Source organism: Bradyrhizobium sp. SPXBL-02 (assembly GCF_051853065.1).
In the GTDB taxonomy this organism is placed as follows: domain Bacteria; phylum Pseudomonadota; class Alphaproteobacteria; order Rhizobiales; family Xanthobacteraceae; genus Bradyrhizobium.
On the sequence record NZ_CP182474.1, the window covers coordinates 7,913,450 to 7,939,214 of the forward strand.

Sequence of the window (25,765 nt, forward strand, 5' to 3'; positions counted from 1 at the left end):
TTTTCCCCCTGGCCGCCTATTGCCAAATCCACCTGCCGCTAGGGCAGATTGTCCCGCATCACGATGTCGATCCGGATCTTCTCCTGTTCGCTCAAGATCGGCTCGCCGCGGGCGAGCGCGAGCAGCACGCGGACGGCCGCGCGCGCTTCATGTCCTGGGTTCTGCGAGATCGCGGCATCCATCACGCCCTGCAGCAGCAACCGGCGCGTCAGCGCCGTGACGTCGTGCCCGACGAACACCACCTGCTTGTCGCGCCCGGCCGCGCCAGAGGCCTTCTCGTTCTGCGCCTTGTCGTTCAGCGCTTTGGCGACGCCCTGCGTGCCGGCGCCTACGTTGTAGAGGCCGACGATGTCGGCGTGCTTGCCGAGCAGCCGCGCCAGCAGCTGCTCCGAACGGTCGTCCTCGTCGCGCCCTTCCAGCACCGGCAGCACGCTGAGATCGGGGAATTCGCTCGCCATCACCTGGTTGAAGCCGAAGATGCGCTCAGCATGGTCGCGCAGGCCCTGCGAGCCCGCGACGATCGCGACCTTGCCGGACCTCTGGCCGACCAGCCGCCCGACCAGTGCGCCGGCGGTGCGGCCCGCAGCGATGTTGTCGATGCCGACATAATGGTGGCGGCGCGAGGACGGCACGTCCGAGACCAGCGTCACGACCTTGGCGCCGGCATCGACGAGATCGTTGATGGCGGCGCGGACGCTCGGATGGTCCAGCGCCACCACGGCGACTCCGTCATAGTCGCCCGCCAGCGCCTCGAGCGAGGCTGCGAGCGCAGCGGGCTCGAACACGTCGGCTGCGATCATCTCGACATTGAGCCGGCGGGCCGACAGCCACGCCGCCATCTCGCCGAGATATGCCTCGATCTGCTGCATGAACGGGTTCGGCCCCGACGGCATCACGAAGGCGAAGCGGCGGGCGCGGCCGCGCGCGAGCTCGGCGGCGGCCACATGCGGCTGGAACGAATTGCGCGCGATGGCGTCCTTGACCCGCCGGACCGTGTCCGGGCGGACCCCCGGCCTGTTGTGCAGGACGCGGTCGACCGTGGCGAGGCTGACACCGGCCTCGCGGGCGATGTCCTTCAGCGTCAGCGCAGTCGGGGTGAGGGTCTCGGCCATGGCTGAAGGCTAGCAGAGGTGTTTTGAGGTACGCAACTCATTTGATGAGGGGATCGGTCTTTTTGCGTCCCGGTCCAGGAACGACGTCCCGCCCCCGAGCGCGTGCTCGACAAGATCGCTCGTGAGCTACCGGTGCGCCGGCGCCGACAGCTCGAGCGTCAGGAACAGGCTGTTGGGATCCTCGACATAACCCTCGAACGGGCGGCAGGCGACGAAACCGTGCGCCAGGTAGAGCGCGTGCGCCGGCTTGAAATAGTCCCACGAGCCGGTCTCGAGGCTGAGCCGCGTCATGCCGCGTGCGCGGGCCTCGGCAATGATGTGGCGCAGCATCTGGCCGCCATAGCCGCGCCGCCGCGTGGTCTGCAGCGTGTGCATCGACTTGACCTCGCCATGGCCGGCGGAGAGCACCTTCAGCGCGCCGGTGACGACCAGCGTCTCGCCGTCCCAGCCGGTCCAGAACGCAACCTCGGGCGCACGCAGGCCCGCAAGATCAAGCGCATGGTCGCTGCCCCGCGCCGTCTGCGCCCGCGCTGTCGTGACGTGGTGATCGAGCAGCGCGACGACGCGCGGATCATAGGTGTCGCCGGTGCGTATCTGCATCGTGCTCGTCTCCACGCTTTGTCCTCACATCTTGCCGTAGGAAGCGCCGCGCCTGACGATGATGACGTAGCGCGCGTCCTGCCTGGTTTCGTTCTCGAAGATCACGGCGCGCATCACGTCGAAATCGAGACAATCGCCCTCGCGCAGCCGCACCGCCTTGGCATCGATATGCACGGCGATCGCGCCCTCCAGCATCAGGAGTTGCTGCGTGAAGGCGTTGCGGCCCCACGGGCTGTAGGAGACGCGCGCGCCGGCCGGCAGGTCGACGACGATGATCTCGATGCCGCTGGCCGCATCCGGCGGCGAGGCGTGACGCCGGCGATAGCCGCTGTCGGGATCGCGCCAGAGCGGCTGGTCCGCAAGCCGCACCAGGCGCTCCGGCGGCTTCTCCGTGAGCGCGACGACATCGCTGAGCGTAACATCGAGCGCCGCGCAGAGCTTGTTCAGCAGCGCCGCCGTCGCACTGCTCTGCGCCCGCTCCACCCGCCCAATCATGGCCCGGCTGACGCCGGAGCGGGCCGCAAGCTCGTTCAACGTCATGCCCGCCTGTGTCCGCAGCGTCTTCAGGCGCCGACCGATGGCGCGGTCGAGTTTTTGTTGGTCCATGATCCCTGATCCGAACATTGCCCGACATGAGGACCGACCCGTCACGGCGAAGCGAACCTTAAGCCGGGCGAGGCGCACCTGCCGGCAACGACAGACCAATATATTGGAATCTTTGCGCGGCGGGTGAGCGGCCTACGGTCGCTTATTGGATAGGGAATGGAAGCTTGGAGCGGGCGAAGGGAATCGAACCCTCGTATGCAGCTTGGGAAGCTGCCGTTCTACCATTGAACTACGCCCGCGAGAGTGCGCTCCGCGCCCCTCCTGATTAGCCGAGACGGCGCCTGCCGCCAAGCGGTTTGGCGCGACCGGCGGGGCGCTTGTTAACGTCCTGATAAGATTCCAGGTGCGCCGGATTGTGGCGGTGTTATGATCGCTGCTCCGGGGAGAAACGTGCACTGAGTGGGGCGTGTGCATGGTGGGGCAGGCTTACGCGATATTCGACACGGCCATCGGCCGTTGCGGCATCATCTGGAGCGGCACCGGCGTGATCGCCGTGCAATTGCCGGAGGCGCGGGAGATCGACACCCGCCGCCGGATTTTTCAGGTCCATCCCGAGGCGCGGGAGCAGCGCCCGTCCGAGAACGCCGAGCTTGCGATCGAGGGCATCAAGGGCCTGCTGCAAGGTCACGATCCCGATTTTTCCGAGGTCAGCCTGGACGCCGGCGACGTGCCCGGCTTCAACCGGCGCGTCTACGAGTACGCCTGCAGCATCCCGCGGGGGGAGACGCGCACCTATCACGAGGTGGCCCGGGCGCTCGGTGCCTCCGGCGCAGCCTATTCGGTGGCGCAGGCGATTGCGAAGAATCCCTTCATGCTGATCGTGCCCTGCCACCGGGTGCTGGAGGCCGGCAATTACACCGACCGGCTCTCGCCCTATGGCGGCGTGATCTCCAAGCGGCGGCTGCTGGCGCTGGAGGGCGCTCATCCCATCGCCAGCAAGACCTTGTTCGAAGTGCTGCTGCCCGTTGCCCCGCCGAGACCCTCCACCTAGATAAGGCGGCATGCACGCCACTACGCTGCTGACGACGCCCTCGATCACGGTTTCCGAGTTTCGCTGCGATGCGGGACCGGACGATACGCCGTTTGCGGAATGCCGCACCGGCCATTCCATCGCCTATGTGCGCTCCGGCAGCTTCGGCTGTCATTGCCGCGCCGGCTTCTTCGAGCTGGTGGCGGGCTCGATGCTGATCGGCGCCCCCGGAGAAGAATATACCTGCACGCATGAGCACGTCTTCGGCGACGTCTGCCTCGGCTTCTTCTTCAGCGCGGATCTCGTCGACGCCCTCGGTGGGCGGCGCGAGATCTGGCAGATCGGCGCAACGCCGCCGCTGCCCGAGCTGATGGTGCTGGGCGAGCTGGCTCAGACGGCAGCAGATGGCAACAGCGATCTCGGCCTCGACGAGATCGGCCAGATCCTGGCCGGCCGTTTTGTCGACGCCGTCTCGGGCAAGGCGCGCAAGCCGGCCACCCCCACCGCACGCGATCGGCGCCGCGCGGTGGAGGCCGCGCTGTGGATCGACGACAACTCGCATGCCGAGCTCGACCTCGAGCAGGCAGCTAAGCAGGCGGGCCTCAGCCCGTTCCATTTCCTGCGGCTGTTCTCGGCCGTGCTCGGCGTCACCCCGCATCAATATCTGGTACGCTCGCGGCTGCGCCACGCCGCGCGCAGGCTTACTGAGGACGACATCGCCGTCACCGACATCGCCTACGACGTCGGCTTCGGCGATCTCTCCAATTTCGTCCGCACCTTCCATCGCGCCGCCGGAATGTCGCCGACCAAGTTCCGCCAGGCCTCGAAGGGGGAGCGCAAGATTCTCCAAGAGCAGCTTGCCCTCAACTGACTAGGGTCGTCTCCGGCGCGTGCCCTTCGCGGCACGCTTTTTCGCAATGGAGACGAACATGTACGACCACATCGGATTGCGCGTTGCCGACCTCGACGCCGCCACGCGCTTCTACACCGCGGTGCTGGCGCCACTCGGCTTCGTCCTGTGCTCGAGCGGCGACGGTTATGCCGGCTTCGGGCCGAAGGACGAGCCGGCGCTGTGGCTGCACCTGAACAGGGGCCGCAAGGCCGACGGCGTCCACATCGCCTTCCGCGCCGGGGATCATGATGCGGTCAAGGCGTTTCACAGCGAGGGCCTCCGAAGCGGCGGCCGCGACAATGGCGGCGCGGGGCCGCGCCGGGATTACAGCCCGACCTATTACGCGGCGTTCCTGATCGACCCCGACGGCAACAATGTCGAGGCGGTTTGCGGGTGAGCGTTAGCTACAAACGAGATCTCGTAGGGTGGGCAAAGCGTAGCGTGCCCACCAACTCCTCGCGACAACGCCGATGAATGGTGGGCACGGCGCGCGAAGAGCGCGCCTTTGCCCACCCTACGAATTCAACCTGATAGGAGAGTTCATGGCCTCCATCCACAACGACATCTCCCTCCCCGCCTCCGCGCGCGACGTCTGGGACGCGGTGCGCGATTTCGGCGCGCTGCATCGGCGGCTGGTGCCGGGCTTCGTCACGGCGTGCACGCTCGACGGCGATACGCGCATCGTCACCTTCGCCAACGGCTCGGTGGCGCGCGAAGTGCTGGTCGATTGCGACGATGCGCGGCGGCGCCTCGTCTATGGCATCAACAACGAGCGGCTGAAGCATTACAGCGCCTCGGTGCAGGTCATTGCCGAGGGCGAGACGAGCTGTCGCCTCGTCTGGATCATCGACATGCTGCCGAACGAGCTCGCGCCTTACGTTCAGGGGCAGACCAAGGAGGCGGTGACCGCCATGCACAAAGCGTTTCCGTCCGCGGCGGCCTGATCCTTCACTGTGAGTTTTCTCACAGAAGCGCATCCTCGCCGGCCGTAACCATGCCCGCGTGCGTCCGGTCGGCTCTGCTCTCCCGGCGGCGCCACGCACGCGAGGAGCATGCCATGAGAGGTGCGGACAAGGTGATCTGTCAGGCAGCCGCGGTGCTGCTGCTGTTTTCGATCTCGAGCGTGCCGGCAAGGGCGCAGTTCCTCGGCGGCGGAGGTGCCGGCGGCGAAGACATGATGACGCAGATGGCGCCGATGCTGGAGATGATGAAGGCGAAGATGGGCAAGCGCCGCTTCGCCATGCTGATGCAGACCATGGGCCCGATGATGAGCCGCATGATGGAGAACGGCGGCGGCGGGCTCGGCGGCATGATAGGCGGCGGCAGTTTCGGCGGCGGATTCGGTGCACCGAACTATGGCTACACGCCGATGGGCGGCGGCGCGATGCCGGTCGGGATCGGCGGCATGGGCGGCGGCGAGATGATGGCGATGATCCCGCAATTGATGCGGCTCGCCAATACCGGCGGCGGCGGCCATCGCCGCCACAAACGCCGCTAGTCACCAATCGAAAGCGCCGGCGTGATCGCGGGCTTCGTCTCGCGCGGTCCCCAGCGTGTCAGCACGACGCTGGAGCACGACAGCAGGCCGAGCACGACCATCGAGCTTGCGGCGAGCCAGAAGAAGCTCTGCGCGCTGGCGCCGTGCGTCGACAGCCACCAGCCGATTCCTGCGATGTAGATCAGCCGCGCCGTCTGCGCCAGCACCGGCCCGATCACCTTGGCCGCGCCTTGCGAGGAGAAATACATCGTCGTTGCAAGGCCGAAGAAAGCGTAGAACGGCCCGACCGTCGAGAGATATTGGTGGCTCGCCGCGCGCACGGCCGCGCTGTCGGTGAACATGTTGACCCAGAGATCGGGAAAGATCGCAACGAGGCACGCCGGCGCGCCGACCGCCACGAAAGCGGCAACACTGGCGGTCCAGGCGATGCGCCGGGCCCGCGCGATGCGGCCTGCGCCGATCGCCATCCCGACCATCGGCACGCAGGCAATGCCGAACGAGAACGCGATCGAGGTCAGCAGGAATTCGAGCCGCGCGCCGACGCCGTAGCCGGCGAGGATCGCGGTGCCGAACTGCGCCAGCATGTGGGTGAAGATCGAGATCGTCAGCACTGATTGCAGCGGCGAGAAGCAGGCGATGGCGCCGACCTTCAGGATGTCGAAGAACATCGCCCATTGGATGCGCAGGCCGCGCAGCTTCAACGTGATCCGCGCGCGGCCGGAGAACAGGTACCAACTCATGATGCCGATATTCATGGTGTAGGCGATCAGCGCGCCGGCGGCGACGCCGCGCATGCCGAGCTGCGGCACCGGCCCGAGCCCGAGGCCGAGCGTGCCGCCGAGCACGATCTGCCAGGCCGCGGAGTTGAGGATCAGGAACGACGGCAGCTTCATGTTGCCGGTGCCGCGCAGGATCCCCGCCATGGTGTTGAGCAGCCAGGGCAGCACGGCGCCGCCGAAGAACACCTGCGTGTAGGCGATCGCATGCGTCAGCACATCGCCGCGGCCGCCGAGCATCTCGAGCAGTTTTGGCCCGAAGACCAGCATGCCCAGCATGAAGACGAGGCCGAAGCCGATGCCGATCAGCATCGCGTGCACGGCGAGGATACCGGCGCGCTCGCGGTTGCCGGCACCGAGCGCACGCGCGATGGCCGACGCCACCGCGCCGCCCATGGCGCCGCCGGACATCGTCATGGTCAGAATGATCGTCGGAAACACCAGCGCCATCGCCGCCAGCGCCTCGACGCCGAGCCGGCCGACATAGGAGGTCTCGGCGATCACGACACAGATGCCGGCCGACAGGCCGATCACGTTCGGCCAGGCGAGCGAGAGCAGCGTGCGCAGGATCGGCCCGTCGGTCAGCGCGCTTCTGATCGGCGGCGGAGGCGGCGGCAGCGGGCGCTCTTGCTCATCGACCGGGATTTCGGCGATGTCGGACATGTCCTCTCCCGGGCGCAGCCGCCGTTTGCGGCGCGGCAAATTACTTGGTGTGCCAAATGACTTCGTTCGCGCGAAAGGCGCGGCTGAGGCTTGTTAGCACGGCGAGCCCCGATTCCGCCTGCGCCTGATGCAGGCGTGCCCTGCGGCAGCGCATTTCAAGCGGTGGAATTACGGCACTTCTCCTCTTCTCCCTCTCCCCGTTCTTACGGGGCCGCGACGAGCTTCGCTCGCGCTGAGAGGGTTGGGGTGAGGGGCCGCTTCCGCAACAACGGTGACAGCCGGACTCGCGGAGACTCCCCCTCACCCGGAATTTGCTGTCGCAAACTCCGGCCTCTCCCCGCACGCGGGGAGAGGCGAAGCGCGGCGACACTGTCGCTCACTCAATCGTCCAGACCAATGGCGGACGGCCGCCTGCAGCGGCGCGCATCTGCACGCCGATATGCCGGCCGCAGCCTGCAGCGAGACCCTCGAACAATCCTTCCAGCACCTTGGCGCAGGCGCGGTGAGTGTCGGCGACGTCGTCCATCAGCTTCCAGCTTTGCTGCCGGATCTCAAAGGTGCCTTCCGATCGTGTCATCTCGGCTGCATCATCCTGCGTGGCGAGCAGCGCGCTCAGGAAGGATGCGAACTCTCGCGCGCCGCCGCGGGTCATCGCCAGCGCCGCGGCAACCTCGTCGAAATATTGCATGCCGATCAGCTTGCCGGTGAGGTGCAGCAGATAGCCGGCATCCTCGGGGCCGAACAGTTGCACCATCACGGGCGCGGCGGTGCGGACATATTCCATCGCGTAATTGCGATAGGCCTTTTCCAACCGCGGTCTTGGCCAGCTCGCGATCGGCAATGCCGGCGCCGTCTTCGCATCGAACAGCGGCGCTTCCAGGTGCCGCGCGAACACCAGGCGCTGGTCGAGCTCGAGCGGATGGTCGTAGAGATGATAATAGCCTTCGAGCCCATCCTGGCCGTCGACGCTCTGCTTGGTGCAGACGAAGCCGAGCCTGAGATCGCCGAGCGCAACGCCGTTGTTGGCGTGCCAGCCGCGCAGCATTGCGCGGGAGACTTCGCCCGGCACGCCGCAGATCGCGGTGCCCTTCCAGATCCAGCGCGGCGGCGGATAGCGGATCCAGGCCTTGCTGTCGCTCTCATACATGTATTCGACATGCACGCCGCCGATCCAGTTGGAGAGATAGTGATATTGCGCAGCCGCGACCGCCGGCGGCAGATGGTCGATCCCGAGCTTTTTGAGCCCCGGCAGGAAGCGCTCCTGCTGCTGGCGACGGAACACGCGGAAGACGAACTCGGCGGCATCCGCCGTGCCGCGGCGCGTGACGACGGTGAGGATGAGGCCGGTGAAATAGGCGTGGTAGAGATCTGCGACTGCGCGCCAGCGCTTCCATTGCGCTTCCTGCGCGAGGTCTGGTGCGGCGGTCATGTTCGCTCCCCGATCATGGTTTTGATCGAGTGTGTCACCGCGGCCAGTGACAGGCAACATGACGCGCGTGCAGGCCTCCCTGCACGGCGTTCCGTCAATTCCGCATCACGAATTTTGCGCCGCCTTGGCCGCCCGTTCGCGCTCGACGCGCTCCGTGACGTCGCGCGCCATCGCCACCGATCCCTGCACGGCACCATCTCTGTCCCGCACCAGCGCGAAGGTCATCTCGATGTAGAGCTTGCGCCCGCTCTTGTGCAGCGCGCGGGTCAGCGTCGGCCTGCCCGCAAGCTTCATGGTGCCGCTGGCGAGCGCGGCGTCGAAGGCTTTCCAGTGCGCGGCGCGCAGATGTTCGGGAATGATCAGATCGAGATTCTGGCCGAGCGCTTCGTCGGCGGAGAAGCCGAACAGCGCGGTCGATGCGCGATTCCAGCGCGTGATCGTGCCGGAGCGATCGGAATAGATCAGCGCGTCCGCGGCGTCGTTGATGATGCTTGCATCGAGTTGGAACTGATCGGTCATGTCGCCACCTCGCATGTAGCTGGTCTTGCGCATCGTGACACACATTCGGTGTCATCGCCCGACTTGATCGGGCGATCCAGTATCCCAGAGGCGTCCGTCATAGAGCGATAGGCCGCGGCGTACTGGATGCCCCGGTCCCGGCTCCGCTAGGCTACGCCGGGCCAGAGGGTGCTCGGCCGGCGAAGCTTCAGCGAAGTCGGCAAGCCGGGGCATGACAGTAGAATGTGCAGCTACACCCGAAAATGCTTCGATAGTTTGAGGCCTTGCGCCTGGTAATTGGAACCGATGCGCTGGCCGTACATGGCGTCGGGGCGGGCCAGCATCTTCTCGTAGACGAGGCGGCCGACGATCTGGCCGTGCTCGAGGATGAACGGCACCTCGCGCGAGCGCACTTCGAGCACCGCGCGGGCGCCCTGCCCGCCCGCGCCGGCATAGCCGAAGCCGGGATCGAAGAAGCCGGCATAGTGCACGCGGAATTCGCCGACCAAGGGATCGAACGGCACCATCTCCGCGGCGTAGTCGGGCGGCACCTGCACCGCTTCCTTGGAGGCGAGGATGTAGAACTCGCCGGGGTCGAGGATCAGGCTGCCGTCGGGGCGCGCCGAGATCGGCTCCCAGAAATCCTCCACCGCGTAGCCGGCGCGGCGGTCGACGTCGACGACGCCGGTGTGGCGCTTGGCGCGGTAGCCGACGAAGCCGCTCGCCTTCTCGCCCGACAGATCGACCGAGACGGCAACGCCGCCGGACAGGTCCGCATCGTCGATGTCGACGAGGCGCTCGCTAGCATGCAGCGCATCGAGCTCGTCGGGATTGAGGATGGCATCGCCGGTGCGAAAGCGCACCTGGCTGAGGCGCGAGCCCTCGCGCACCAAGACCGGAAACGTCTTCGGACTGATCTCGGCATAGAGCGGGCCGTGATAACCGGCGCCGATCATGTCGAAGCGGCGGGTGCCGTCGGCGATCACGCGGGTGAAGACGTCGAGCCGGCCGGTCGAGCTCTTCGGATTGGCGGCAGCGACGATCTCCGGCGGCAGCGCGAGGCTTTCGAGCAGCGGCACGATGTAGACGCAATTGGTCTCGAGCACCGCGCCGTCGGCGAGGCTGAACTCGTGCAGCTTCAACTCGTCGATGCGCTCGGCCACCGTGGCGCCGGGCCCGGGGAGGAAGCTGGCACGGACGCGATAGGCGATGTCGCCAAGACGCAGATCGAGGCTCGCCGGCTGGATCTGGCTCTCGACGAAGTCGTAGGCGGGCAGGATGAGACCTTCTTCCGCCATCGCCGCGATCATGCGGTCGGGCAGGATACCATTGGCGTCGGCGGCGACCGTGAACGTCAACCGGGGGTCCTCATCAGGGGTCAAACGCATCCGGACATGCCGGAAATACAAGTCTTTTACGGCTATCCGATGGACGCCTTGACGGAAAGGGCATTGCGGAATATGAGCATCACTTATCCCGTGGTGATTTGAGCCGGCCGGCTTGCAGCCACGTTAAATAAGTCGCTAAACAGGCCGGGGACCTCTGTGATCCCGGCCCGTGGAGATATCCAGGCCGGTTTTTTTGTGACCGTTTTCGCCTCGACGGTCATGTCGGAGAGGGTCCTATGTCGAAGTCATCTGCCACTTACCGCCCCGAAACCCGCCTGGTCCATTCCGGCACCCTTCGCTCGCAATATGGCGAGACGTCGGAGGCGCTGTTCCTGACGCAAGGCTATGTCTACGCCAGCGCGGAGGAGTGCGAGGCGCGGTTCAAGGGCGAGGATCCCGGCTTCATCTATTCGCGCTATTCCAACCCGACCATTGCGATGTTCGAGCGCCGCATGATCGAGCTCGAAGGCGCCGAGGCCGCGCGCTCGGCGGCAACCGGCATGGCGGCGGTGACGACCGCGATCCTGGCACCGCTCAAGGCCGGCGATCACGTCGTCGCCTCCCGCGCGCTGTTCGGCTCGTGCCTCTACGTCGTCCAGGACCTGTTGCCGCGCTACGGCATCGAGACCACGCTGGTCGACGGTGCCAATCTCGATGAATGGCAGCGCGCGCTCCGGCCCAACACCAAGACGTTCTTCCTGGAGAGCCCGACCAACCCGACGCTGGACGTACTCGACATTCCCTCGATTGCCGAGATCGCGCACAAGGGTGGCGCGCGGCTCGTCGTCGACAACGTGTTTGCGACGCCGATCTGGCAGAGCCCGCTCGCGCTCGGCGCCGACGTCGTCGTCTACTCCGCGACCAAGCACATCGACGGCCAGGGCCGCTGTCTCGGCGGCATCATCCTGTCCTCGGAAGCCTTCATCGCCGAGCACATCCACAATTTCATGCGCCAGACCGGCCCGTCGATCTCGCCGTTCAATGCCTGGGTCCTGCTCAAGGGCCTGGAGACGCTCGGCGTGCGCGTGCGCGCGCAGACCGACACGGCCGCGCGCATCGCCGAGGTGCTGGCGAGCCATCCCAAGATCTCGCGGCTGGTCTATCCCGGCCGCGCCGATCATCCGCAGGCGGCGCTGGTGAAGAAGCAGATGCGCGGCGGCTCGACGCTGGTCGGCTTCGAGGTGAAGGGCGGCAAGGCGGCGGCGTTCCGCGTGCTCAACGAATTGAAGCTTGCCAAGATCTCGAACAATCTCGGCGACGCCAAGAGCCTCGTCACGCATCCGGCGACCACGACGCATCAGCGCCTGAAGCCGGAAGACCGCGCCGCGCTCGGCATCAGCGAGGGTTTCATTCGCTTCTCGGCGGGGCTCGAGCACGCCGATGACCTGATCGAGGATCTCACCGCGGCGCTGGAGAAGGCGTGAGGAAAGCTTCGTAGGGTGGGCAAAGCGAAGCGTGCCCACCATTCTCGACTACAATGACGAGATGGTGGGCACGGCGCTGCGCGCCTTTGCCCACCCTACGGCGATAACCTCTCACATCGGCCGATATGTTCTCACATCCGCCGGCACGTTCACCCCGAGCTTGATCTGGCCGACGGAGCGGATGATGTCGTCGCCGAGCAGCTGGGCGAAGCAGGCATAGCCCCAATCGTTCATGTGCAGGCCATCGGCGATGACGAAGCTCTCGACCGGGATCGACTGGTTCTCGTGCCAGTCGCGCATCACCTCGAAGCGCGGGAAGATGCCGACCTTGCGCAGCTCGGCGACGTTGCCGAGCAGCTTGATCATCTTGCCGGCGCTCTCCTTGCGCTGGTTGACGGCCGGCGAATATTGCGGGTCGACCAGCACGATGTCGGTGCCGCCGGCGGCCTGAATGCGGCTGATGCCGTCCTCGACCAGCTTGGCCGTATCGGCGGGATCGAGGTTGCGCAGCACGGCGTTGGTGCCGACCTGCCAGATCACGAGATCCGGATGCACGTCGATCACCTGCGTCTGCAGGCGCTTCATCATCTCGGGCGCATCCTCGCCGCCGACGCCGGCATTGACGACCGTGATGTCGGCGCTCGGATAGTGACGCCGCAGCTGCGCGGCGAGGCGATTGGGGTAGTTGAACTCCGGCGAGCTCGCGCCGAAGCCCGCGGTCGACGACGAACCGAACGCGACGATGACGACGGGCTGTCCGGCGACGAGCTTGCTCGCGACATGCGGCAGCGAGCCCATCGCCTTGGAGCCGCCCTTCGGCGGCAGGCAAGGCACGCGGCTGAAGATGTCGGCGGCGGACTTCGCGACCTCCTTCACCTTGTCGATGGCGCGCGAGGTGACGCCGCGCGGCTCGGACGACCTCGCGGCGACGGTGGTCTGGGACGGCGCAGCGGGCGCGGGATCAGGTGACTGGGCGGGTGCGGGGGCAGGTTGCGCGGGCGTCTGCGCATGCGAGGCGGGCGTCAGCCATAACAGCGCCGCTGCTGCGGGCACGGCCAGCCATGACGTCAGGCAAAAAGGGCGGAGAGAACTCATTAACGCTAGACCTCAATTTTGCTGCTGGGCCGGCTCCAGGTGAGCAGCGTCAATCACGAACTGTGCCAACGCCCGGCCCAGGCAATCATGGACCTGCTTCGCCAGCTCAGGCCCGCGGGACGGGCTGAACAGGTCGAACTGGCCCTGCTCATTCCACTGCCGCATGATCGCGAAACGATCGAACAGCGGAATGTCGTGCTCCTGCGCAACGACGCGCATATTGTCGAGAAAAGGCTGCGCCGAGATCATGGTCTCGGTGCGCGGGCTGTATTGCAAATTCATCAAGACGACGTCAGCCCCTGCCTTTTGCAGCGCAACAACCCCGTCGGTCACCGCGCCACGAAATTCGTCGGGATCGATGGATCGGATAGCATCCACGGTCCCGGTCTGCCAGATGACCAAAGTAGGCGTTTTTGCTTCCATCAGCTTAACGAAGCTGGACGCGGTCTCCTCTGCCGTTTTCTTGCTCTGTATTTCTACGGAGACGTGCACGACCTCGGACGGCGGCAGCTTCTCCTTGAGGATCGCCTCCATGCGCGCCGGATAGGAGCTGCCCTCCGACGAAGGAATCGTGGTCGAGCGGCTGCCGATGACCAGGATATCGAGCGGCTTGCCGGCCTTGACCGCCTCGGCGACCTTGGGCAGCTGGCTTTCGCTGGTCAGCAGATAGGACGGCAATTCGCAGGCCGCAGGCACAGGGGACGCGGCAGACGCGGCATCGCCCGCGCGCGCCGTGGGCGCGGCGAGGCTACCGCATAGCAGGATCAGGCTCAGGAGAACCTTCGCCTTCATCAGCCCCCTCCCGCCAGATCGGCGTTGCCGACGGCGTTTTTGGTTTTCGCACCGCTCTTGTCAGCCACACGCTTGTACCACGAAATGACCCAGGCAACCCCCCACATGATCAGGATTCCGGAGAGGCTAATCAACGCATGCATGGCCGGCCCGCCGGAGACTTCGGCGAGGACGAAATGGCCGGCAAAGGCCAGGAAGACGCCGAGGCAGAAGATCTCGAGCGAATGCTGGCCACATAGAATCAATGGTCGCAGCCAGCGCGATTTCAAGCCCGGCCAATCCCGGGGCAGGAAGCGCACGGTGAGCGCAGCCAGCGCCAGGAAATGCGTGAAGCGCAGCACGTCGAGGTCGGTCTTGTCGATCGGATACATCCACTGCTCGATCCGCTTCGGCATGAACTGGGACAGCTGCGGCACGTACCAGGTCAGCGTCACGTAGAACGCCGCGACGAGATAGGCGATCGAGATCCACATCGTCACGGGCGAGGCCAGGATGCGCGACATGCGACGCGCACCTCCGAGCGCGCACCATGCACCGAACACGAACAGCAATTGCCAGGCGAAAGGATTGAAGGCCCAGAAGCCGTTCGGATAAGCCGAGAGATAAAGGTCGTACTCCCAGGTCACCGCGTAGAGCACGACCGAAAGCCCGAGCGTGACGTCCGGCCGCCATTTCATCGACCACAGGATCAGAGGCAGCGCCAGCATCAGCACGATGTAGAGCGGCAGCACGTCCATGTTGACGGGACGGAAGCGTAGCAGCAGCGCCTGCACGATGGTGACGTCGGGCTGCTTGAGGAAGTCCATGATGCCCATCTCTTCGGTGTAGAGCGGGTTCTCGAACCTGGTCGCCACATAGGAGATCTCGGCGAGAAAGATCGTGAACAGGAAGACGTGGGCGACGTAGATTTGCCAGACCCGGCGCAGGATGCGCGCGGTGGCGATGAGAACGCCGCTCTCGAGCATGGCCCGGCCATAGACGAAGGCAGCGGTGTAGCCGGAGATGAAGATGAAGATCTCGGTGGCGTCGCTGAGGCCGTAATTGCGGATCGTGAACCAGGTCAGCAGACTGGGCGGCAGATGGTCGATGAAGATCAGCCATAGCGCGAGTCCGCGGAACAGATCGAGCCGGAGCTCGCGCTCGCCGATGGCAGGCAGCGTGATGGCCGGCGCAGCGGCGCGCGGCTTGGCGCCCGCGGTTCCTGCGATGGTCGATCCCGTCACTCGGTCGGCAATGGTCATCGGGGCCTGGAAACCGTTCCGCAAATCGCGACGTTGAAGCAGTGTAATGGTCCGGCTGTCGTCTCGCAAAGCGCCCGGATCACATAAGGGTGTCTCCCTCGGTCGTGTGCTTTTCCTCCAATTCTGGCGGGACGATGTCGCCAAGGCCGCCCGTAGGGGTTTGGTTCCCGGGGCGGATTTCGGTATGATGGCAGCCATGTACCGCGCCGTGACCCGCCAGATCGAAGTGACCGTCGAGCCGAACTTTGTTCCGGAGCAATCGTCGGCCGACCGCTCGCGCTACTTCTGGTCCTACACCATCGTCATCACCAATTCGGGCGAGGAGACCGTGCAGCTCAAGACGCGGCACTGGATCATCACCGATGCCTCCGGCCGCCAGCAGGAGGTGAAGGGCGAGGGCGTGGTCGGCGAGCAGCCGATCCTCGCCCCCGGCGAGCGCTTCGAATACACCTCCGGCGTGCCGCTCTCGACCGCCTCCGGCTTCATGACCGGCCGCTACCAGATGGTCAGCGAAACCGGCGAGCGCTTCGAGATCGACGTGCCCACGTTTTCGCTCGACAGCCCGGACAACAAGCGGGTGTTGAACTAGGGGGCGGACTTCGGTGCCGGTAGGGTGGGTTAGCCGAAGGCGTAACCCACCATTGTTTGTATCCGCAGAACCAGAAGAGGTGGATTACGCTACGCTAACCCACCCTACGATGTCCGAGCGCTTGGCGAATAGCCTCTCCAGCCTCGTCATTGCGAGCGCAGCGAAGCAATCCAGACTGCCACCGCGGAAAGACTCTGGATTGCTTCGCTGCGCTCGCAATGACGAAGGCGACGCTACGCGTCCTCCGCGCCTGCCTCGTGCGGCGTGAACTGGTACACCGACGAGCAGAACTCGCAGGTGACGACGACCTTGTCGTTTTTGACCATGGCGGCGCGGTCGTCGGGCGAGAAGCTCTTGAGCATCGCGGCGACCGCATCGCGCGAGCAGGAGCACCGCGCCTCGAGCACCTGCGGATTGAACACGCGCACGCCGCGCTCGTGGAAGAGGCGGTAGAGCAGCCGCTCGCCGGAGAGCTCGGGATCGATCAGCTCGACGTCTTCGACGGTTTCGATCAGCGAGCGCGCCTCGACCCAGGCATCGTCCTCGGTGACGCTGTGCACCTCGGTGCCGTCGGGGGCATCGCCGGGATGCAAGTCCGCCTGCCGCGCGCGCTCCGGCGCCTTCGGCAGAAACTGCATCAGCATGCCGCCGGCGCGCCAGCGATGCTTGCCGCCGTCGCTCGAGCGCCACTCCTCGCCGACCGCGAGTCGCACACGCGTCGGGATCTGCTCGGAGCGCAGGAAATATTCATGAGCAGCATCTTCCAGGCTGCCGCCATCGAGCGCAACCAGGCCCTGGTAGCGGCTCATGTCGGGGCCCTGGTCGATGGTCATGGCGAGATGGCCGCGACCGAGCAGCGTGCCGGAATCTTTTGCCGTGCCCAGGCGCGAGGCATCAAACCGCGCATAGGCGCGCAGACGGTCCGGGGCCTTGTAGTCGACCACCAGGAACGACACCGGGCCATCGGTCTGGGCCTGAAGAATGAAGCGGCCTTCGAATTTGAGCGCCGAGCCGAGCAGCGTGGTCAGCACGATGGCCTCGCCGAGCAGCTTGCCGACCGGCGCGGGATAATCGTGCTTGGTGAGGATGTCGTCGAGCGCAGGGCCAAGCCGCACCAGACGCCCGCGCACGTCGAGCGCGTCGACCTCGTAAGGCAGCACGGCGTCATCGACCGGAACCGATGATGGCGCGCGAACCGGGCCTTCAGGCCCGGTATTCATGTCAGGAGATTGGAAAACCATGGCGCATTATCTGGGGTCGGTGGGCGGAAATGGAAGGGGAACGCCCGCATTCCGTCGTCCTCAGAACGACGGGCCGCGCAGCCCGGATGGAGCGCAGCGTAATCCGGGGAGATCGTTCCGCACGCTGAGAACCCGGGATTTCGCTGCGCTCCACCCGGGGCTACAGAAAGGTCACTTCACCGCGTCGAAGCACCAGGCCAAGATGCCCTTCTGCGCGTGCAGGCGGTTTTCGGCCTCATCGAACACGACCGATTGCGGGCCGTCGATCACTTCATCCGTGACCTCCTCGCCGCGATGGGCCGGCAGGCAGTGCATGAACAATGCATCCGCCTTGGCCAGCGACATCAGCTTGGCATTGACCTGGTAGGGCTTGAGCACGTTGTGACGGTGCTCGCCCTCCTTGTCGCCCATCGACACCCAGGTGTCGGTGACGACGCAATCGGCGCCGCGCACCGCGGCCTCGGGATCGGTACCGAGCACGATCGGCGCGCCCGTCGCCTTGATCCAGTCCCGCATGACCTTTTTCGGTGCGAGCTCCGGCGGCGTTGCGACGTTGAGCTGGAATTTGAAGCGCTCGGCGGCATGGGCCCAGGACGCCAGCACGTTGTTGTCGTCGCCGGTCCAGGCCACCGTCTTGCCCTCGATCGGGCCGCGATGCTCCTCATAGGTCATGAGGTCGGCCATCACCTGGCAGGGATGCGAACGCCGGGTCAGGCCGTTGATGACGGGCACGGTGGCGTTGGCCGCAAGCTCCAGCAGCGCATCGTGATTGAGGATGCGGATCATGATGGCGTCGACATAGCGCGACAGCACCCGCGCGGTGTCGGCGATGGTCTCGCCGCGGCCGAGCTGCATCTCGGCGCCGGTGAGCATGATCGCCTCGCCGCCGAGCTGGCGCATGCCGACGTCGAACGAGACGCGGGTGCGGGTGGAGGGACGCTCGAAGATCATCGCCAGCGTCTTGCCTTCGAGCGGCCTGACCGGCTGCTGCGCCTTCTGCTTCGCCTTCATGGCGGAAGAGGCGGCGAGCATGCTCTTGAGCTCCGACAGCGGCAGCTCGTTGATGTCCAGGAAGTGCTTTGGAGCTTTGTTGGGCGTCGTGCTCATCAGCTTGCCGCCCGCTTGGTCTGACTGGAGGAGATCGCCGTGCAGGCGCGTTCGAGCCGGCCGACGCTGTCCTCGATTTCCGCTTCGGTGACGATCAAGGGCGGCAGGAAGCGCACGACATTGTCGCCGGCCCCGACGGTGAGCAGCTTTTCGGCGCGCAGCGCCGCGACGAGATCGCCCGAGGGCACCACGGCCTTGATGCCGATCAGGAGGCCCTCGCCGCGCACCTCGCTGACGACATCGGGATGACGATCGATCACGGAGGCGAGCTTCTGCTTGAGCAGCAGCGACATCTTCTGCACGTGGTCGAAGAAGCCGGGCTTGAGCATGACGTCGAGCACGGCGTTGGCAGCCGAGATCGCGAGCGGATTGCCGCCGAAGGTGGAGCCGTGCGAGCCGGGCCCCATGCCGGCGGCCGCATCCGCGGTCGCCAGCACCGCGCCGATCGGGAAGCCGCCGCCGAGCGCCTTGGCGAGCGACATCACGTCCGGTGTGACGCCGGTGCGCTTGTAGGCAAAGAGCTCGCCGGTGCGGCCCATGCCGGTCTGCACCTCGTCGAAGGCGAGCAACAGGCCGCGCTCGTTGCAGAGCTCGCGCAGCGCCTTCAGGAAGGCGGGAGGCGCAGCACGAACGCCACCCTCGCCCTGGATCGGCTCGATGAGAATGCCGGCGGTGTGCGGGCCGATCGCCTTCTTCACGGCGTCGAGGTCACCGTGCGGCACCTGATCGAAGCCGTCCATCGGCGGACCGAAGCCCTCGAGATATTTCGCAGATCCCGTCGCAGCCAGCGTCGCCAGCGTGCGGCCATGGAAGGCGCCTTCGAAGGTGATGATGCGATAACGCTCCGGATGGCCCTTGGAGAAGTGATGATGGCGGACGAGCTTGACCACACCTTCCAGCGCCTCGGCGCCGGAATTGCAGAAGAACACGAAGTCCGCGAAGCTCTCATTGCAGAGGCGGCTTGCGAGCTTCTCGCCATCGGGGCTCTGGAACAGGTTCGACATGTGCCAGAGCTTCGTCGCCTGCTCCTGCAACGCCTTGACCAGCGCGGGATGAACGTGGCCGAGCGCATTCACCGCCACGCCCGAGGTGAAATCGAGATAGCGATCACCATTGGTCGCGATCAGCCAGCAGCCTTCGCCGCGCTCGAAACCGAGGTCGGCCCTGGCGAAGACGGGGAGCAAATGCGGCGCGGCGCTGTTAGTCATGACGTCACTTGAATGTTGCGGACGGTGTGAGGCACGCATTGCGCAACGCACCATTGACCGGCCCCGGAAAACGAAACGTGCCGCCTTTTAAGGGCGGCACGTGGCACTATCTTATGCCTGGAAAGACGGGTGTCAATGCCGCCCGGAAAGCCTCGCGAAACGCTGAATCCGTAGTCTTGCGGTGCCGATTTTGCGGGTTTTTCACCACGGAACATGTGGAAGCGAGTCGGCGGACTCTTGCGCGGGAGTCACGCCATATTGTAGCGTTTGGACTGTCAGATACGACATCTCGTGCAGCAGTTCTGATCCCAAAAGTCCTCATGTACCGGCGTAAACGTTCGGGCGTCTTGAGCGCGCCCGGCGAGCCTTAAGGGATTCTGGCGGCACGGGTTTTTCAAGGCTTTAGGCAATCGCGGCGAAGGCTCCAGGATGGCAGGCGCGCTGCGAGGGAAAGGGTGCAATGACGGTTTTGACCTGGTCCGATGATCGCGTCGAGCAGCTGAAGAAGCTCTGGGAGGCCGGACTTTCGGCCAGCCAGATCGCGGCGGAGCTCGGCAATGTGACCCGCAATGCCGTGATCGGCAAGGTGCACCGGCTCGGCCTGTCCGGCCGCGCCAAGAGCCCTTCATCGGCAGCGCCGCGGCCGCGCAAGGCACGGCCCGCGCAGCACATGATGCGGGTGACGCGACCCGTTGCGCGCGGCAACACCGCGCTGGCGCAGGCCTTCGAGGTCGAGGTGGAAGCCGAGCCGGTTACCTACGACAACGTGGTGCCGATGAGCCAGCGCCTGTCGCTGCTGGAATTGAACGAGGCGACGTGCCACTGGCCGGTCGGCGATCCATCGAGCCCGGATTTCTTCTTCTGCGGCGGCAAGGCGCTCTCGGGCCTGCCCTATTGCGCCCAGCATTCGCGCGTGGCCTATCAGCCCGCAGCGGACCGCCGTCGCGCACCGGCGAAGCCGAGCACGCGCTGAGCTTGCGGAATTAGTTGGCTGCACATACGGCAGCCGTCACACGATGACGGCTGAACTCACTCGGTGCCATCCCCGCGAAGGCGGGGATCCATAACCACAGGGCGCGATCGTTGCGCGAGATGGTCACTCCGAGTCATCGTCAAACCACGTCCTGTGGTTGATCGCGACGAGCGCAAGCGCTCGCGCTGAGATCCCGGGCTCGCGCTGGGCGCGCCCCGGGATGACGGTTGAGGGTGTAGCCGCAGCTCACCACACCAACAGCTCGCAGATCTTACGTCTGCTCGGCCTTCGCGAAGCGATCATCCAGCGCGTAGCCGGCGCCGCGGACGGTGCGGATCGGGTCCTGCTCGCGGCCGAGATTGAGCAGCTTGCGCAGGCGGCCGATATGGACGTCGACGGTACGCTCATCGATATAGATGTCGCGGCCCCAGACGCTATCGAGCAGCTGCTCGCGCGAGAACACGCGGCCGGGATGCTCCAGGAAGAACTCCAATAGGCGATATTCGGTCGGGCCGAGATCGATCGGCCGGCCCGAGCGCGCCACGCGGCGCTTGTCGCGGTCGAGCTCGATGTCGCCATAGGCGAGCACGGTGGCGAGCCGCTCGGGGCTGGCGCGCCTGAGCAGACCCTTCACGCGCGCGAGCAGCTCCGGCACCGAGAACGGCTTGACGATGTAATCGTCGGCGCCGGTTGCGAGGCCCCGTACCCGCTCGCTCTCCTCGCCGCGCGCAGTGAGCATGATGATCGGCAGCTGCTTGGTCTCGGGACGGGTCCGAAGCCGCCGGCACAGCTCGATGCCCGACAGGCCCGGCAGCATCCAGTCGAGCACGATCAGATCGGGAATGTGCTCCTTGAGGCGGGTGTCGGCGTCGTCGCCGCGCATCACCGTCTCGACGTCATAGCCGTCGCCTTCGAGGTTGTAGCGGAGAAGCTCGGTGAGAGCTTCCTCGTCCTCTACCACCATAATGCGTGCGCCCATGTTGTCGTCGCTCCTTAGGTATTCGGCACCGTCGTGGCGAAGGTCGTCATGTCGCCCTTCGGCCGCTTGTCGGTGATCGCCTGGCCCTCGATCATGTAGAACACGGTCTCGGCGATGTTGGTGGCGTGGTCGCCGATCCGCTCGATGTTCTTGGCACAGAACATCAGGTGGATGCAGAACGAGATGTTGCGCGGATCCTCCATCATGTAGGTGAGGAGCTCGCGGAACAGCGAGGTGCAGATGGCGTCGACTTCCTCGTCGCCCTTCCACACCGCCATCGCCGCCGGCAAATCGTGCGCGGCATAGGCGTCGAGCACGCTCTTGACCTGCTGCTGCACGAGGTCGGTCATGTGCTCCAGGCCGCGGAACAGCTTGAGCGGATGGAAGTCCGTCTCCAGCGCCGCGACGCGCTTGCCCATGTTCTTGGCAAGATCGCCGATGCGCTCGAGATCGGTCGCAACGCGCATGGCGCCGACGATCTCGCGCAGGTCGACGGCCATCGGCTGGCGGCGGGCGATGGTGAGCACGGCACGCTCCTCGATGCGCTTCTGCAGCGCGTCGAGATCGGCGTCGGTGGTGACGACGCGCTGGCCGAGTGCCACGTCGCGGCGGATCAGCGCGTCGACGGAATCGACGATCATGCGCTCGGCGATGCCGCCCATCTCGGCGACCAGGCGAGTGAGCTCCTGAAGGTCGCTGTCGAAGGCCTTTACGGTATGTTCAGAACCCATATTCCGTCTCCTCAGCCGAACCGGCCGGTGATGTAATCCTGCGTGCGCCGATCGCTCGGCGACGTGAAGATCTTGCTGGTGTCGTCGAACTCGATCAGCTCGCCGAGATACATGAAGGCGGTCTTGTCGGAGACGCGCGCCGCCTGCTGCATGTTGTGGGTGACGATCGCGATCGTGTAGTTCTCGGACAATTCCTGGATCAGCTCCTCGACCTTGGCGGTCGAGATCGGGTCGAGCGCCGAGCAAGGCTCGTCGAACAGGATCACCTCGGGCCGCACCGCGACGGTGCGGGCGATGCAGAGGCGCTGCTGCTGGCCGCCGGAGAGCGACAGGCCGGAGGCATTGAGCTTGTCCTTGACCTCGTTCCACAGCGCGCCGCCGCGCAGCGCCTTCTCGACGCGGCCGTCCATCTCGGACTTCGAGATCTTCTCGTACAGACGAATGCCGAAGGCGATGTTCTCGTAGATCGTCATCGGGAACGGCGTCGGCTTCTGGAACACCATGCCGACCCGGGCCCGCAACAGGTTGAGGTCCAGCTTGGCGTCGAGGATGTTGGTCTGGTCGAGCAGCAGCTGGCCGGTGGCGCGCTGGCCCGGATAGAGGTCGTACATCCGGTTGAAGATGCGCAGCAGGGTGGACTTGCCGCAGCCCGACGGGCCGATGAACGCCGTGACGCGGTTGGTGCCGAGCGTCAGATTGATGTTCTTCAGCGCGTGGTGCTCACCGTAGTAGAAATTCAGGTTGCGCGCGGTGACCTTGGCGGGCGCCTCGGGCAGCGGCTGCGAGCCGGGATGAACGGTCGGCGCGCTGACGGAAACAGACATTTCACTCATTTTGCAGTCCTCTCGGCGCCAAGGATGCGCGCGCCAATGTTCAGGGCAAGCACGGTCAGGGTGATGAGCAGCGCGCCGCTCCAGGCGAGTTGCTTCCAATATTCGTAGGGGCTCTGCACGAAGTTGTTGATGGTGACAGGTAGGTTCGCCATCGTCTTGTTCAGGCCGAGGCTGAAGAACTGGTTCGACAGCGCCGTGAACAACAGCGGTGCGGTCTCGCCCGCGACGCGGGCGGTCGCCAGCAGCACGCCGGTGATGAGGCCGGAACGCGCGGCACGATAGGCGATGCGCTTGATCACCAGCGAGCGCGGCAGGCCGAGCGCAGAGGCCGCCTCGCGCAGCGGATTCGGCACCAGCAGCAGCATGTCCTCCGTGGTGCGCACGACGACCGGGATCACGATGACGGCGAGCGCGAGGCTGCCCGCGATCGCCGAGAAGCCGCGCATCGGCACCACCACCGCCCCGTAGATGAACAGGCCGATGATGATCGAGGGCGCCGACAGGAGAATGTCGTTGATGAAACGGATCACCGAGGTCAGCTTGTCGTTGCGACCGTATTCGGCAAGATAGGTGCCGGCGAACAGGCCGAGCGGCGCGCCGATGCCGACGCCGATCACGGTCATGATCAGCGAGCCGACGATGGCGTTGAGCAGACCGCCTTCGTTCGATCCGGGCGGCGGCGTGTTCTCGGTGAAGACCTGGAGGTTGAGCCCGGCCAGGCCGTTGTAGAGCAACGTCATCAGGATCAGCGCGAGCCAGGTGACGCCGAACGCAGCGGCTGCGATGCAGAGTCCGCGAATGACGATGTCCCAGCGGCGGCGGCGCGAATAGATCGGGTTCATGGCTTCACTTCCCCGCCTTGGTTTCCAGGCGCAGCAGCATCAACCGGGCGGCCGCGAGCACGAAGAACGTCAGCACGAACAGCAGGAGGCCGAGCAGGATCAGGCCGGACTGGTGCAGGCCGTCGCTCTCGGCGAACTCGGATGCGATCGCGGCCGAGATCGTGGTGCCCGGCGCGAAGATCGACGAGGAGATCCGGAACGAATTGCCGATGATGAAGGTCACCGCCATGGTCTCGCCGAGCGCACGGCCCAGCGCCAGCATGACGCCGCCGATGATGCCGACGCGGGTGTAGGGGATCACGACGCTGCGGACGACTTCCCAGGTGGTGCAGCCGACGCCATAGGCGGCTTCCTTCAGCACCGGCGGCACCGTCTTGAACACATCGACCGAGATCGAGGTGATGAAAGGCAGCACCATGATGGCGAGGATCAGGGCGGCGTTGAACAGGCTGAGATAGGACGGGGGACCCGCGAAGATCGCGCCCAGCACGGGAATACCGTCGAACACCCTGATCATGAAGGGCTGGAAGGTGTTGGCTAGGAACGGGCCGAGCACGAAGAAGCCCCACATGCCGTAGATGATCGAGGGGATGCCGGCGAGCAGCTCCACCGCCATGCCGATCGGGCGGCGCAGCCATTGCGGGCAGAGCTCGGTGAGGAAGATCGCAATGCCGAGACCGACGGGAATGGCGATCAGCATCGCGATGAAGGAGGTGACGAGCGTGCCGTAGATCGGCCCGAGCGCGCCGAGCACCGGCGGATCGGCGGAGGGCGCCCAGCGCTGCGTCCACAGGAAGGAGATGCCGTATTCCTTGATCGCCGGGAACGCACCGACGATCAGCGAGATGATGATGCCGCCGAGGATCAGCAGCACCGAGATCGCGGACAACCGCGTGATCCAGTAGAAGGTGACGTCGCCGAGCTTGAACGCGCTCAAGGCCTTGGCGCGATCATATGGACCGGCAGCATCAATCACATTGCTCTCGACAGCCATCTCAGCCACGCCGATCCCCTGTGCCCGTTTTATATACGCTTGTTGTTGGTGGCGGTCCCGTGCCCCGGATGCGGTGCAGCGCGAAGCGGTGCGCCGCTGATCCGGGGCCTGGTGCTTGTGGGTCCCGGCTCTGCGGAGCGGCACAGTGGACGATGCTTTGCATCGCCAGGGCCGCACCGCGTCCGGGACACGAGAGCTCTACTTAGCTCTTGATCTCGGCAGCCCAGGTCTTCTCGATCAGCTGGACGACGCTGTCCGGCATCGGGATATAATCGAGCTCTTCAGCCGCCTTGCCGCCGTTCTTGAAGGCCCAGCGGAAGAACTTGATGGCTTCCTGCGAGGCCGCCTTGTCGGTGGCGGACTTGTGCATGAGGATGAAGGTCGCCGCCGTGATCGGCCAGGACTTCTCGCCGGGCTGGTCGGTCAGGATGACGTAATAGCCGGGCGCCTTGGCCCAGTCGGCGTTGGAGGCGGCCGCCTGGAAGGCCTCGACGGTCGGCTGCACCGGCTTGCCGGCCTTGTTGACGAGACCGGTGTAGGTCAGCTTGTTCTGCTTGGCATAGGCGTACTCGACGTAACCGATCGAGTTCTTGGTCTGGCTGATGTTGCCCGACACGCCTTCGTTGCCCTTGGCGCCGACGCCGACCGGCCACTCGACCGCGGTGCCCTCGCCGACCTTGCTCTTCCAGTCCGCGCTGGCCTTGGAGAGGTAGTTGGTGAAGTTGAAGGTGGTGCCCGAACCGTCCGAACGGCGGACCACGGTGATCGCCTCCGAGGGCAGCTTCGCGTTCGGATTGAGCTTCTTGATCGCGGCATCGTCCCACTTGGTGATCTTGCCGAGATAGATGTTGGCCAGGGTCTCGCCGTCGAACACCAGTTCGCCGGGCTTCACGCCCTCGAGGTTGACGACAGGGACGATGGCGCCCATCACCATCGGCCACTGGACGAGGCCGTCCTTCTCGAGCTGCTCGGCCTTGAGCGGCGCGTCGCTGGCGCCGAAGGTCACGGTCTTGGCCTGGATCTGCTTGATGCCGCCGCCGGAGCCGATCGACTGATAGTTCAGACCGTTGCCGGTCTCCTTCTTGTAGGCGTCAGCCCACTTCGAATAGATCGGGAACGGGAACGTCGCGCCGGCACCCGTGATGTCGGCAGCAAAGGCTGCCGTCGCCGATGCGGCGACCAAGCCAGCAGCGACGAGAGTTTTGAGGAAATTCATGCTGGTCTCCATACAGGGGAGCGAAGCGCCATCCGCGCCCGATCGCGCTCCCCGTGCCGCCCGTTTAG

The 25,765-nt window shown here is 65.6% G+C and carries 27 protein-coding genes, 1 tRNA gene and 1 riboswitch; of the genes, 8 read left to right on the forward strand and 20 right to left on the reverse strand.

Going from position 1 to position 25,765, the window contains the following annotated elements; all coding sequences use genetic code 11:
• Window positions 1-38: 38 nt before the first annotated feature.
• From ACNJYD_RS36770 to ACNJYD_RS36785, 4 genes are all read right to left on the reverse strand, one after another.
• Window positions 39-1,112, reverse strand: a complete 1,074-nt coding sequence (locus ACNJYD_RS36770; RefSeq protein ID WP_439364843.1) for a LacI family DNA-binding transcriptional regulator — start codon at window positions 1,110-1,112, stop codon at window positions 39-41.
• Window positions 1,113-1,238: 126 nt separating this feature from the next.
• The gene (locus ACNJYD_RS36775; protein WP_439364844.1) at window positions 1,239-1,712 is read right to left on the reverse strand and encodes a GNAT family N-acetyltransferase; all 474 of its coding nucleotides are present in this window, start codon (window positions 1,710-1,712) and stop codon (window positions 1,239-1,241) included.
• Between the two features lie 24 nt (window positions 1,713-1,736).
• A complete protein-coding gene (locus tag ACNJYD_RS36780) occupies window positions 1,737-2,318 on the reverse strand; it encodes a helix-turn-helix domain-containing protein (protein WP_172786103.1) in 582 nt (193 codons plus the stop codon).
• 165 nt (window positions 2,319-2,483) lie between these two features.
• Window positions 2,484-2,557, reverse strand: a tRNA-Gly gene (locus tag ACNJYD_RS36785).
• A gap of 173 nt (window positions 2,558-2,730) precedes the next feature.
• Here ACNJYD_RS36785 and ACNJYD_RS36790 point away from each other — a divergent pair.
• From ACNJYD_RS36790 to ACNJYD_RS36810, 5 genes are all read left to right on the forward strand, one after another.
• On the forward strand, window positions 2,731-3,309 hold the full coding sequence (locus ACNJYD_RS36790; RefSeq protein WP_212256091.1) for a methylated-DNA--[protein]-cysteine S-methyltransferase: 579 nt from the start codon (window positions 2,731-2,733) through the stop codon (window positions 3,307-3,309).
• Window positions 3,310-3,319: 10 nt separating this feature from the next.
• Window positions 3,320-4,159: a helix-turn-helix transcriptional regulator gene (locus ACNJYD_RS36795; RefSeq protein WP_439364845.1), complete on the forward strand. Its 840-nt coding sequence runs from the start codon at window positions 3,320-3,322 to the stop codon at window positions 4,157-4,159.
• Between the two features lie 58 nt (window positions 4,160-4,217).
• A complete protein-coding gene (locus ACNJYD_RS36800) occupies window positions 4,218-4,577 on the forward strand; it encodes a VOC family protein (RefSeq protein ID WP_439364846.1) in 360 nt (119 codons plus the stop codon).
• A gap of 145 nt (window positions 4,578-4,722) precedes the next feature.
• Window positions 4,723-5,124 carry an SRPBCC family protein gene (locus ACNJYD_RS36805; RefSeq protein ID WP_439364847.1) on the forward strand — a complete coding sequence of 134 codons (402 nt, stop codon included), beginning with the start codon at window positions 4,723-4,725 and terminating at the stop codon, window positions 5,122-5,124.
• Window positions 5,125-5,237: 113 nt separating this feature from the next.
• The gene (locus ACNJYD_RS36810) at window positions 5,238-5,678 is read left to right on the forward strand and encodes a hypothetical protein (protein ID WP_439364848.1); all 441 of its coding nucleotides are present in this window, start codon (window positions 5,238-5,240) and stop codon (window positions 5,676-5,678) included.
• Here the strand turns inward: ACNJYD_RS36810 and ACNJYD_RS36815 are convergent.
• The 4 genes from ACNJYD_RS36815 to ACNJYD_RS36830 form a co-directional block, all read right to left on the reverse strand.
• Complete coding sequence (locus tag ACNJYD_RS36815; RefSeq protein WP_439364849.1) at window positions 5,675-7,117, reverse strand: MATE family efflux transporter; 1,443 nt, start codon at window positions 7,115-7,117, stop codon at window positions 5,675-5,677. The genes ACNJYD_RS36810 and ACNJYD_RS36815 overlap by 4 nt on opposite strands.
• 376 nt (window positions 7,118-7,493) lie before the next feature.
• Window positions 7,494-8,546 carry a hypothetical protein gene (locus ACNJYD_RS36820; RefSeq protein WP_439364850.1) on the reverse strand — a complete coding sequence of 351 codons (1,053 nt, stop codon included), beginning with the start codon at window positions 8,544-8,546 and terminating at the stop codon, window positions 7,494-7,496.
• 105 nt (window positions 8,547-8,651) lie between these two features.
• The gene (locus ACNJYD_RS36825; protein WP_212256071.1) at window positions 8,652-9,065 is read right to left on the reverse strand and encodes a PAS domain-containing protein; all 414 of its coding nucleotides are present in this window, start codon (window positions 9,063-9,065) and stop codon (window positions 8,652-8,654) included.
• Between the two features lie 230 nt (window positions 9,066-9,295).
• Window positions 9,296-10,432, reverse strand: coding sequence for a 2'-deoxycytidine 5'-triphosphate deaminase (locus ACNJYD_RS36830; protein ID WP_373569513.1), 1,137 nt, complete (start codon window positions 10,430-10,432; stop codon window positions 9,296-9,298).
• Between the two features lie 80 nt (window positions 10,433-10,512).
• A riboswitch (SAM riboswitch) is annotated at window positions 10,513-10,592 on the forward strand.
• Window positions 10,593-10,668: 76 nt separating this feature from the next.
• Here ACNJYD_RS36830 and ACNJYD_RS36835 point away from each other — a divergent pair.
• Window positions 10,669-11,856, forward strand: a complete 1,188-nt coding sequence (locus ACNJYD_RS36835; RefSeq protein WP_172786113.1) for an O-succinylhomoserine sulfhydrylase — start codon at window positions 10,669-10,671, stop codon at window positions 11,854-11,856.
• Window positions 11,857-11,967: 111 nt separating this feature from the next.
• Here the strand turns inward: ACNJYD_RS36835 and ACNJYD_RS36840 are convergent, their stop codons facing one another.
• Genes ACNJYD_RS36840 through ACNJYD_RS36850 form a run of 3 tightly spaced genes read right to left on the reverse strand, consistent with a single transcriptional unit; the run spans window position 11,968 to window position 14,984 of the window.
• Window positions 11,968-12,951 carry an SGNH/GDSL hydrolase family protein gene (locus ACNJYD_RS36840; RefSeq protein ID WP_172786114.1) on the reverse strand — a complete coding sequence of 328 codons (984 nt, stop codon included), beginning with the start codon at window positions 12,949-12,951 and terminating at the stop codon, window positions 11,968-11,970.
• 12 nt (window positions 12,952-12,963) lie between these two features.
• Window positions 12,964-13,743 (reverse strand): SGNH/GDSL hydrolase family protein, encoded by a 780-nt coding sequence (locus ACNJYD_RS36845; protein ID WP_172786115.1) that lies wholly within the window; start codon window positions 13,741-13,743, stop codon window positions 12,964-12,966.
• Window positions 13,743-14,984, reverse strand: a complete 1,242-nt coding sequence (locus ACNJYD_RS36850; protein WP_172786116.1) for an OpgC domain-containing protein — start codon at window positions 14,982-14,984, stop codon at window positions 13,743-13,745. The genes ACNJYD_RS36845 and ACNJYD_RS36850 overlap by 1 nt, the downstream gene beginning before the upstream one ends.
• A gap of 196 nt (window positions 14,985-15,180) precedes the next feature.
• On the opposite strand from ACNJYD_RS36850, the gene apaG reads away from it, so the two are divergent.
• Window positions 15,181-15,573 (forward strand): Co2+/Mg2+ efflux protein ApaG, encoded by a 393-nt coding sequence (gene apaG / locus ACNJYD_RS36855; protein WP_024337101.1) that lies wholly within the window; start codon window positions 15,181-15,183, stop codon window positions 15,571-15,573.
• A 233-nt stretch (window positions 15,574-15,806) separates the two neighbouring features.
• Here the strand turns inward: apaG and ACNJYD_RS36860 are convergent, their stop codons facing one another.
• The 3 genes from ACNJYD_RS36860 to ACNJYD_RS36870 form a co-directional block, all read right to left on the reverse strand.
• Window positions 15,807-16,814, reverse strand: coding sequence for an Hsp33 family molecular chaperone (locus tag ACNJYD_RS36860; RefSeq protein WP_439364851.1), 1,008 nt, complete (start codon window positions 16,812-16,814; stop codon window positions 15,807-15,809).
• A gap of 171 nt (window positions 16,815-16,985) precedes the next feature.
• On the reverse strand, window positions 16,986-17,921 hold the full coding sequence (argF, locus tag ACNJYD_RS36865; protein WP_172786118.1) for an ornithine carbamoyltransferase: 936 nt from the start codon (window positions 17,919-17,921) through the stop codon (window positions 16,986-16,988).
• Window positions 17,921-19,129 carry an aspartate aminotransferase family protein gene (locus tag ACNJYD_RS36870; protein ID WP_212256064.1) on the reverse strand — a complete coding sequence of 403 codons (1,209 nt, stop codon included), beginning with the start codon at window positions 19,127-19,129 and terminating at the stop codon, window positions 17,921-17,923. Before ACNJYD_RS36870 ends, argF begins: the two co-directional genes overlap by 1 nt.
• A 460-nt stretch (window positions 19,130-19,589) precedes the next feature.
• Between ACNJYD_RS36870 and ACNJYD_RS36875 the strand changes: the two genes are divergently transcribed.
• Window positions 19,590-20,102: a GcrA family cell cycle regulator gene (locus ACNJYD_RS36875; protein ID WP_025033426.1), complete on the forward strand. Its 513-nt coding sequence runs from the start codon at window positions 19,590-19,592 to the stop codon at window positions 20,100-20,102.
• Window positions 20,103-20,373: 271 nt separating this feature from the next.
• Here ACNJYD_RS36875 and phoB read toward each other — a convergent pair whose 3' ends face one another.
• From phoB to pstS, 6 genes are all read right to left on the reverse strand, one after another.
• On the reverse strand, window positions 20,374-21,081 hold the full coding sequence (gene phoB, locus ACNJYD_RS36880) for a phosphate regulon transcriptional regulator PhoB (RefSeq protein WP_008143479.1): 708 nt from the start codon (window positions 21,079-21,081) through the stop codon (window positions 20,374-20,376).
• 14 nt (window positions 21,082-21,095) lie between these two features.
• The gene (gene phoU / locus ACNJYD_RS36885; protein WP_025033425.1) at window positions 21,096-21,812 is read right to left on the reverse strand and encodes a phosphate signaling complex protein PhoU; all 717 of its coding nucleotides are present in this window, start codon (window positions 21,810-21,812) and stop codon (window positions 21,096-21,098) included.
• 11 nt (window positions 21,813-21,823) lie between these two features.
• On the reverse strand, window positions 21,824-22,645 hold the full coding sequence (pstB, locus tag ACNJYD_RS36890; RefSeq protein WP_260381220.1) for a phosphate ABC transporter ATP-binding protein PstB: 822 nt from the start codon (window positions 22,643-22,645) through the stop codon (window positions 21,824-21,826).
• Window positions 22,642-23,487 carry a phosphate ABC transporter permease PstA gene (gene pstA, locus ACNJYD_RS36895; protein ID WP_172786121.1) on the reverse strand — a complete coding sequence of 282 codons (846 nt, stop codon included), beginning with the start codon at window positions 23,485-23,487 and terminating at the stop codon, window positions 22,642-22,644. The genes pstB and pstA overlap by 4 nt, the downstream gene beginning before the upstream one ends.
• Window positions 23,488-23,491: 4 nt before the next feature.
• Window positions 23,492-24,481: a phosphate ABC transporter permease subunit PstC gene (pstC, locus tag ACNJYD_RS36900; RefSeq protein ID WP_439367555.1), complete on the reverse strand. Its 990-nt coding sequence runs from the start codon at window positions 24,479-24,481 to the stop codon at window positions 23,492-23,494.
• Window positions 24,482-24,683: 202 nt separating this feature from the next.
• Window positions 24,684-25,697 carry a phosphate ABC transporter substrate-binding protein PstS gene (gene pstS / locus ACNJYD_RS36905; protein WP_172786122.1) on the reverse strand — a complete coding sequence of 338 codons (1,014 nt, stop codon included), beginning with the start codon at window positions 25,695-25,697 and terminating at the stop codon, window positions 24,684-24,686.
• Window positions 25,698-25,765 lie beyond the last annotated feature (68 nt).